Source organism: Vibrio sp. 10N.222.52.B12 (genome assembly GCF_002875385.1).
Taxonomy (GTDB): Bacteria; Pseudomonadota; Gammaproteobacteria; order Enterobacterales; family Vibrionaceae; genus Vibrio; species Vibrio jasicida.
This window is the reverse complement of record NZ_MDAW01000145.1, coordinates 202284-210980: the sequence shown is the minus strand read 5'-3', so window position 1 is coordinate 210980 and position 8697 is coordinate 202284. Positions and strand designations below refer to the sequence as shown.

Sequence of the window (8697 nt, the reverse complement as noted above, 5' to 3'; positions counted from 1 at the left end):
TTTATCCCGAGTTCAGGTTAATTAGGCAAAAGACGGGTTCGCGTTTTGCAACATGCCTATAAACAAAAATACAACAAATGTATATTTTTCGCGCGATATGCTGTTGATATAAATGTTACATATAATTGGTCTGGACAAATCATAGAGCACTTTAATTGGATAGCTCGGTGCAGTTCATAGTGTATGCATGGAGTTCTAGGATAAAGAATGCTTCTTTTTAAATTGTCGAAAAACTCATTAGTGATTTCGTTTTGCCTCTATATCGTCGTAGTTTCAGTGATGAGCGTATGGGCGATCAATCGCAGCGAAAAAGAGTTTGCCTCTATTGCGAACTATCTGGAACTTTATAAAAGTACCGCGATATTAACTGGGCTACGAATCGAGTCTGATTTGAAGAACCAATCCGATGTAAACTTTACCCAACAACAAATAGAGAGCTCGCAACGAGTTAAATCTCTTAACGATGCAGAATTAACCCCAAATGAACGCATCGCGTTTTCTGCTCTAGATGACTTGTTTCGCTACAATAGAGAACTAACAGAACGACCTAACGTTCATATCTACTATCGTTCTTATGAGGGAAAGAAACTTATCTTCTCGAAAGCGAATGATGATCTTGCTATCGACGCATCGATGTTTGATCCCATGCTATGTAGTCAAACTCGTTCCTGTACTTTGAATATGCACGACTCAGACTTAGCGGATCGCGTCATCTTCTCGGAAAACTTCAATAACACAGAAACCGGTGAAACCGCATTCAGCATCTCCAGTCCCGTTTATTTAAATGGTCAGATTTTGGGAGATGTCGTTGTTGAAGTTTATGTGAACTACCATTTTTTAGATGGTCAAAGCCTCACATCAGAAAAAGTAAATGGGCATTACTATGTCACGATAGGGCATGATAAGTACCCTTTTTATGACCTTACTGGAGGATTAGTGCTACCTCTCGATAATACGAGCGTGGTTATCTATCAGCTTCCGGTAGTAAAGGTGCTGATCGATAATCTATGGGTGTTGTTGGTAGCTTGGGGGTTGGTGCGCACCTACCATCGATTGTATTCCTCTAATATAAGGCATCAAAACCACTTAGCGCATGCAATAAAAAATGCCAGCAAAGATGAATTGACGTCTCTACATAACCGGAAGGTGTTTGAAGATGAAGAATTTGAGCAGGTAATAAAACAAGGCCACTACTCTGTGATTTTGATTGACGGTGATAAGTTTAAAGAGATCAATGACAACCATGGCCACAATGCTGGTGACATGGCATTGATTCATATTGCTCGAACGATGCAATCTACGTTCCGTCAGAGCGATTGGTTGATTCGTTTGGGCGGAGATGAGTTTGTAGCGGTGATTCCTTCTTGTTCCTTAGAGTCTGCGGAAAACTTAGCTTTACGACTCAAGGAGAATATCGTTGCCAAGCCTTTAGATCGTTATAATGTAGAAGTAAAAGTAACGACAGGTGTGGCCAAAGCAACAGGGAATGAATCCCTGATAGACGTTATCGAACTCGCTGACCGGGATATGTACCGCTCAAAATAACCGAGAGTTTTCAGTAATCATGTCGCGCCGTTGTATTCAATCTGGACGCGATAATGTGCCGATTACTGCTTTAATTCGTCTTCAAAAATCTTGTCTCGTAACTTCCAAAAACGACCAGACTTTCTCGCTATTACAAATTGAGGTAAGCGAAAGCGATGCTGATTCGCGACCACTTTGGTCGGGGAAGCCTCTTCAAATGGACGATGCTTGTCGGCTAAATGAGGGCGAACAAATTGATCTCTAAAGGTTTGCTTCTGCTTTTTGGTGTTTAAAGACCAAAACTCATGCACCAATGCATTCCCTTCACCTTGATAAGACTCTCCAGAGTATGTCACTTTCAGTTGCGACTTACCGTCACTGGACTTAAATACCGACAAATCCATTTCTGTACATTCGAAGATCAGCGCATCTTTCAGGTTTAATGCTTCTTTGAGTTTTTTGTCTGGATCGACAAGTGTGGCGTCGCACTCATGGCAAATACGAGCCGCAATGTCATTATCTGCACCACATTCGCCGCAGTATTTTGCTCTAAACCGATAACCACAATGCTCGCGTTCTCCGGTTTCGTCATCTTCAAAATAGCCTTGGCAGCGACGGCCAAAGTGCTCAAGCAAGAAACCATTGCTGTCTAACTTGCCCCAAAAGTTATTGTTGAATCCGCAAGCAGGGCAGGGAATAGTGATGATCTCGCTGGTGGAGTCTGGCTTTGGGTCGCCCACTTCTGGTTGGTATAAGTCATAGCTGTTACCGGCATAATCGAGCACTAAACATTCGGTTTTGCCTTCTGATAAACGCAGACCACGACCAACAATTTGCTGATACAAGCTGACTGATTCCGTGGGCCGTAGAATCGCGATCAAATCAACATGCGGTGCATCGAAGCCTGTGGTTAAAACGGAGACGTTAACTAGGTATTTAATCTCACGGTTTTTAAACGACTGAATGATCGCATCTCGCTCTGGAGTTGGTGTATCACCAATCACAATGGATGTTTCCCCTTCAGGTAATAAACCATGAATTTCTTGAGCGTGTCGTACCGTCGCAGCAAATACCATCACACCTTGACGTTCTTTGGCGTATTGAATGATCTGTTCAACGATTTGTGGCGTGGCGCGTTTGGCTTTGTCGATCACCATATCCATTTCGGCTTCTTTGTATCGTCCAGTACTGGCTGGCTTAAGCTGCGAGAAGTCGTAGGACAGTACTGGCGCATCCATCATACGTGCAGGTGTTAAGAAGTTTTCATCCAATAAATAACGAATCGGTAGTTCGAAGATACAATCACGGAAAAAACGAGGTTCTTCGGTACGAACTTGTCCGCGAGTGTGGTATTGGTAAATCCACCCCATCCCAAGACGATATGGCGTTGCGGTTAAGCCAAGGACCTTGATACCTGGATTGAGCTCTCTTAGGTGAGTGATGACTTTTTGGTAGCTGCTGTCTTTATCATCGGGTACGCGGTGGCATTCATCAATGACCAGCAAGGAAAATTGGTTTTTGAATGAATCTAAATTGCGTACGACTGATTGAACGGATGCGAATACCACCTGTTGATCGGTTTCTTTTCTGCCTAAACCCGCCGAAAAAACTGAGCCTTTTAAATCGTAGCCTTCATACTTGGCGTGGTTTTGTTCCACCAACTCTTTAACGTGCGCGAGCACTAATACGCGTCCCTTGGCGAGTCTCGCCAGTTCTGCAATAACCAAACTCTTACCGGCACCTGTTGGTAGTACAATGACCGCTGGTGTGGTGTGTTTGCGAAAATAATGAATCACCGCTTTTACAGAGTCGGCTTGGTAAGGGCGAAGGGTGTACATGAAAATCTGTGAAATTGCTCAACTATTCTAATTAGGATCGCTATAATACCCGACTTTTATACCCAAGTGACTTTTGAGTGCGGTTTTACTTACCGATTGTTAGCTTAAATGGGCTTGGGCAGAGGTCATTTGGGTATAATTCAATGAGGTATTCATGCGTTTAGATAAATATTTGTGTGATGCTCTGGGTGCGACTCGCAAGCAGGCAACAAAGATCATCAAAAGTGGCGAAGTAACCATCAATGGTGAAGTACAAAAAAGTGGTTCTTTTAAAGTACCAGAAGGTGGTGTCGTCCAGTGGGATGGTCGTGACGTTGGTAAACCTGGCCCACGTTACATTATGCTATACAAGCCTGCGGACTTTGTTTGTTCGCATGAAGACGGGCATAACCCGACCGCTTTCGTTCTGCTCGATGAGCCGAAAGTAGAGAACTTGCACTTTGCTGGTCGTTTGGATGTCGATACGACAGGATTAGTTTTGATCACTGACGATGGCCAGTGGTCTCATCGTATTACTTCACCTAAACACAAGTGTGAGAAAACCTATCGTGTTTGGTTGGTGGATGCGATTGAGCCAGACTACGTGGAGAAGTTTGCCCAAGGGATAGAACTTCGCAATGAACGTGAACCGACATTACCAGCACACTTGGAAATCGTGAACGAAGCCGAAAACGAAGTGCTATTGACGATTGTCGAAGGCAAGTACCATCAAGTGAAGCGCATGTTTGCTGCTCTTGGCAATAAGGTTGAACACCTTCACCGTGAGCGTATCGGTTCTATCGTATTGGATGAAGCTCTAGAGCCCGGTGATTACCGTGTGTTAACCGAAGAAGAAGTCGAATCGGTATTAAAGTAATTCTTTCTGATTGGAAATAATCGCTGTTCTGGGAAATTGTTTAGTTCTCGATAGGAACTAGTGTTTTGGTAGGAAATCACTCAGAATGGGGTTTCCTACCAAATTTGTGTTAATGACTGAACCAGTCATGTATTCGCTGCTCGTAAACGCAGGCTGAACTGTATTTAATCTGAGAAAAACCTTTTCTCTTGTTGGTCCTTACTGACGATAAGTACAGACGGTGTTAACTTCACCGCCTCTTCGTTTTAGCTCGGTTATATTGTCGCTGCGCATAATCATCATGCAGGTTTAAGCGTCGAGTTAGTCAAGACCGCCTTGGTATACTTTCGTCAGTAATGCTCAAGTGACATTAAAAAAGTGAAAAAGTACTTGAGCATCTGTATTTCTCAATAGTATGGATACTACGCACTGTTTTTTGTAACTCTGTTATGAAGCCAGTGTTCGAGAAGTGTCACTCATCTGTCTCAATCAATGTGGAATGTTGATGGGAGGACCACAACAAGAGGTAAATCAATGACAGAAAAAGCCCAAAGTGCTCCCCAGTCACAAATCAGTTTTTTATTGTTTCTTGTTCTCGGTGCAATCGGTGCATTAACCCCGCTTGCTATCGATATGTATCTGCCAGCTATGCCTACTATCGCGAAAGATCTAGGCGTGACAGCAGGGGCAGTGCAAATTACGTTAACGGCGTACACCGCAGGCTTTGCGTTAGGCCAGTTGCTTCATGGACCGCTAGCTGATAGCTATGGTCGCCGACCTGTACTCATTTTAGGTGTGTTCTTTTTTGGTTTGGCGGCGGTAGTTAGTGCAACTACAAATGGTATTGATGCTCTGACGTATGTACGTACTGCACAAGGTTTTGCAGGAGCAGCAGCTGCCGTGATCATCCAAGCTGTCGTTCGCGATATGTTTGACCGTGAAGACTTTGCACGTGCAATGTCGTTTGTGACCCTAGTTATCACTATTGCGCCGCTTGTTGCACCTATGATCGGTGGTCATTTAGCGATTTGGTTCGGTTGGCGCTCTATCTTCTGGGTATTGGCTATCTTTGCTGTCGTAGTGATTTTGCTGGTGTTATGGATGATTCCGGAAACGCTAAAACCAGAAAACCGTCAGCCATTAAGATTCCGAACAACAATTCGCAACTATGCACGCTTGTGTTCAAATCCTGAAGCATTAGGTTTAATGCTTTCTGGGGCGTTCTCGTTCTCAGGTATGTTTGCATTCCTGACGGCGGGTTCATTTATCTATATAGATTTGTATGGTGTTCGACCGGACCAATTTGGTTATCTATTTGGTTTGAACATCGTGGCGATGATCGTCATGACCAGCATCAACGGTCGTTTGGTGAAAAAAGTCGGCTCTCATACCATGCTTCGTTTTGGTCTAGCTGTGCAATTAACCGCGGGTATTGGTCTGTTTGTTGGTTGGATGTTCAACCTTGGTTTGTGGGGTATGGTGCCATTTGTCGTGCTGTTTATTGGTACCTTGTCTACGATTGGTAGTAACTCAATGGCATTGTTGTTGAGTGGTTACCCAACCATGGCTGGTACAGCATCTTCACTTGCTGGCACCTTGCGTTTTGGTACTGGTTCACTTATTGGTGCGCTGGTTGCTGCAATGCCGAGCGGTGTTGCATGGCCGATGATCATCGTTATGTTTGCTTGTTCAGTGCTGTCTGCACTGTTTTATTGGACTTTAGGAAGAAAGGCGTAATGTCTAATTACACCAAAGAAATTCAACACTTGGTTAATTCTGCTCTGGAAGAACTGGATCAGGAACATCGTTCAGGTAAATTGGCGAATGCGCCAGTTGCTAACAATCATTACTTGGTTCGTTGGGTGACCAAAGCGCTAAAATCACAGCGTTTCGGTCGCACTGTTGGGGATGATTTAACGCGTTGGCAAAAAGCGGGTCGTTCAAAAGGGAACGATGCTGGCTTGCTGTTTATCTTCAAACGTATTTCTGCTTATTACGCACAATTCTTCCCAGAAGGCGAAGAACAGAAAGTGATCAAAGATTCAGACATTGAAGCGTTTTTGGATCTTATGGAGCAAGCTCAATGGGAAGTGTCGACTTCTGAGCAACTGATTGGTTGTGGTAAAGTACAAATCTTCACCGAGGGTCAAAACTCTCTGGCGCTTTGTGCAGACCAATGTGAAAGCTGTTTTGATGGTGAAGTGCTTGCTAAACCGATGAGTTGGTTTGTTCGCGGTAACCACGCTGAGTTTGTCGAAAAAGCATCACAAGCGGGTTATATGGTTCATAAAGTGACGGACTACAAATCCATGGTGAAATACCACGGTGAATACCTGATCTTCCCTGCGAACGAAGGCAATCAACTGGCAGAGATCCCGTTGTCATTTAAAGCAGACTAGACCGTATCAAGCATCTCAATAAGTAACCCAGTTTCACCTACGGGTGAGATAAGAACGTTACTTATCGGAGATTACGGCTCTTTAAAGCGTACATACTGTGGTGTGTACGCTTTTTTTGTTTTTGAGGGCATGACATTCACTTCTATCAAGCGATTAAACAAACTTATGGCTGTGATCGTAGAAGTTCATTATCCGTTTTAGGGCCCAATCTCGATATCGGTCGGATTCAATTAAAATGTCATGCCTTGCATGAGGAATGCTTAAAAGCCTTGAACTGGCACAATGCTCATTGAATAAGTCTTGGGCAGGCAACGACACAACGTTATCCCCCTCCGGTTGCACGATTAAAATCGGCGTTTTAATGTCTTTAGCTTGAGCTAAACAATTTTTACCCGCAGCAACGGCTTCGCTAATCCACTTAGGGCTAACACCACCGAGTCTCAAGTTGGGGTGGTTGCTCAACAAATCACTGTAGGCTTTAAAGCGATTAGGGCTACTTGTATGGTCATTGCCTTCAAAGGTTTTAGTCACAAATGCTGTTTGGGTAGGGGCGAAATTCGGTGTTTTCTGAAGTTGACTGATGAGTTTAATGGTGGCCGTTTGAATGCCGCCAACCACTTTGGGTAATTTGATACCAAACATTGGGCTTGTTAGGGCGCAAGCTTTAACGTTGTGATCATAACTCGCGAGGTATTGAGTTGCGACAGCACCTCCCATCGAGTGGGCGAGCATCATAACTTCGTCTTTATGTTGGCTCTCTACAACCTCTTCAAGAAACTGAGCTAAGTCTTCAACATAATGTTCAAATTGGTCCACGTGTCCAAGTTCGCTGTGTTCTGCCAAGCGTTGCGACTCTCCCTGACCTCGATGATCAAAGGAATAGATATTGAAGTATTGGCTGAGTTCGTAAATGACTTCTTTGTACTTCCAAAACGATTCATTTCGCCCCTGAACAATGACTAACGTTCTTGTATGGTTTTGAGGGTTCACGTTAATCCAAGCGATATCATTATTCATCGCACCTTTAAAGTAACCGCTCTTTCTGTTTTGCCATACGTCATCTATTTGATGGTGATAATCCTGCTTATGGTGGCTCAATTCCGAGGTAATGGGGTGATAGCGTTTATAAGGCTTGTGAGGAATATTGAGTTTTCTTCCTATGCTGGTCACAAACAAGCGGCCTAGTTGAGCACCGTGCAAATAATCCGCATCGAGTTGCTTTTTCGTACTCTCAACAACTGAAGATTGTAAGTTCCGCGCTGGAGAAATCTCGTAAATGTTTACATCATCAGGAGGAGAGGCGAGAAAGCGTCGAGTTTGTCGATAAGTTTCTTCGTGTTTGAGCAAAATAGCCGATAGCTCACTCATTGTTTTGGATGGCGCGCGCTTTAGCACGGCTTCTATTAAAGGATGATGCTCGTCAAAGTCTATGGGCATCGTCCGGATTACCACGATGTGTTTGTAACCTCGACGATAAGCTTCTTCAACTGGGATTGGTGCAGATACACCGCCGTCTAACCAACGTGCGCCATTAAACACTACGGGCTTTTTGTGCAGAGCGGGAATCGCACAAGATGCTCTCAGCACATCCTTCCAATTATCAACGGTGACATCAAAACATTCTGTCGTTAGGTTCCGTGCGTGTGTCGCGACGGCGACGACTTGTTTTGTTTTGAGTAAATCAGAACCTTTTTCCCAGTTTAACGGGATGCTTATCTCGGCATTGTCTACTAAAAAATCTAAGTCAAACCCTTCACCATTGAGCAAGTATTTCGTGAGTTTAAAGAACTCAGGGCGTCGTGTTGTTTCTGTGATGATTTTGTAGGCATGCCCTTGATGCCCACAGATATACGAGGCGAGGTTGAGAGAGCCCGCAGAAGTACCAATCAGCAAATCAAAAGGATTGAAATCAGCATGCAGGAAGGCATCTAACACGCCTGCAGTAAAAATGCCTCGCTGACCGCCTCCCTCTGTCACCAACGCGATCTTATCGACGTGTTGCTGACGAAGCATAAAGTTATCGTGGTGTTTACTGCTAATGATGTATCGATTGCCCATTGTGATTCCAAAATCTGCTTAACGTTATAGTCACTAAGTTCAG

6 protein-coding genes are annotated in these 8697 nt (G+C 44.1%); 4 read left to right on the top strand and 2 right to left on the bottom strand.

The window, feature by feature from the left end; genetic code table 11:
* The first annotated feature begins 207 nt into the window (after positions 1-207).
* Entirely contained in the window at positions 208-1545 is a 1338-nt protein-coding gene (locus BCT11_RS21705) for a GGDEF domain-containing protein (protein ID WP_038868730.1), read from the top strand.
* Between the two features lie 62 nt (positions 1546-1607).
* On the opposite strand, the gene BCT11_RS21700 is transcribed toward BCT11_RS21705, so the two are convergent.
* Complete coding sequence (locus tag BCT11_RS21700) at positions 1608-3362, bottom strand: DEAD/DEAH box helicase (protein ID WP_038868728.1); 1755 nt, start codon at positions 3360-3362, stop codon at positions 1608-1610.
* A gap of 154 nt (positions 3363-3516) precedes the next feature.
* Between BCT11_RS21700 and rsuA the strand changes: the two genes are divergently transcribed.
* From rsuA to BCT11_RS21685, 3 genes are all read left to right on the top strand, one after another.
* Complete coding sequence (gene rsuA, locus BCT11_RS21695) at positions 3517-4218, top strand: 16S rRNA pseudouridine(516) synthase RsuA (protein WP_038868727.1); 702 nt, start codon at positions 3517-3519, stop codon at positions 4216-4218.
* Between the two features lie 513 nt (positions 4219-4731).
* Positions 4732-5934, top strand: a complete 1203-nt coding sequence (locus BCT11_RS21690; protein ID WP_102389272.1) for a Bcr/CflA family multidrug efflux MFS transporter — start codon at positions 4732-4734, stop codon at positions 5932-5934.
* Positions 5934-6596, top strand: a complete 663-nt coding sequence (locus BCT11_RS21685; protein WP_198593984.1) for a DUF2913 family protein — start codon at positions 5934-5936, stop codon at positions 6594-6596. The genes BCT11_RS21690 and BCT11_RS21685 overlap by 1 nt, the downstream gene beginning before the upstream one ends.
* A 153-nt stretch (positions 6597-6749) precedes the next feature.
* Here BCT11_RS21685 and BCT11_RS21680 read toward each other — a convergent pair whose 3' ends face one another.
* Positions 6750-8654 (bottom strand): alpha/beta fold hydrolase, encoded by a 1905-nt coding sequence (locus BCT11_RS21680; protein ID WP_102389270.1) that lies wholly within the window; start codon positions 8652-8654, stop codon positions 6750-6752.
* Positions 8655-8697 lie beyond the last annotated feature (43 nt).

Coding starts and splice junctions, on each gene's coding strand:
- BCT11_RS21705 (WP_038868730.1), top strand. CDS start 208: ATGCTTCTTTTTAAATTGTCGAAAAACTCATTAGTGATTTCGTTTTGC.
- BCT11_RS21700 (WP_038868728.1), bottom strand. CDS start 3,362: ATGTACACCCTTCGCCCTTACCAAGCCGACTCTGTAAAAGCGGTGATT.
- rsuA (WP_038868727.1), top strand. CDS start 3,517: ATGCGTTTAGATAAATATTTGTGTGATGCTCTGGGTGCGACTCGCAAG.
- BCT11_RS21690 (WP_102389272.1), top strand. CDS start 4,732: ATGACAGAAAAAGCCCAAAGTGCTCCCCAGTCACAAATCAGTTTTTTA.
- BCT11_RS21685 (WP_198593984.1), top strand. CDS start 5,934: ATGTCTAATTACACCAAAGAAATTCAACACTTGGTTAATTCTGCTCTG.
- BCT11_RS21680 (WP_102389270.1), bottom strand. CDS start 8,654: ATGGGCAATCGATACATCATTAGCAGTAAACACCACGATAACTTTATG.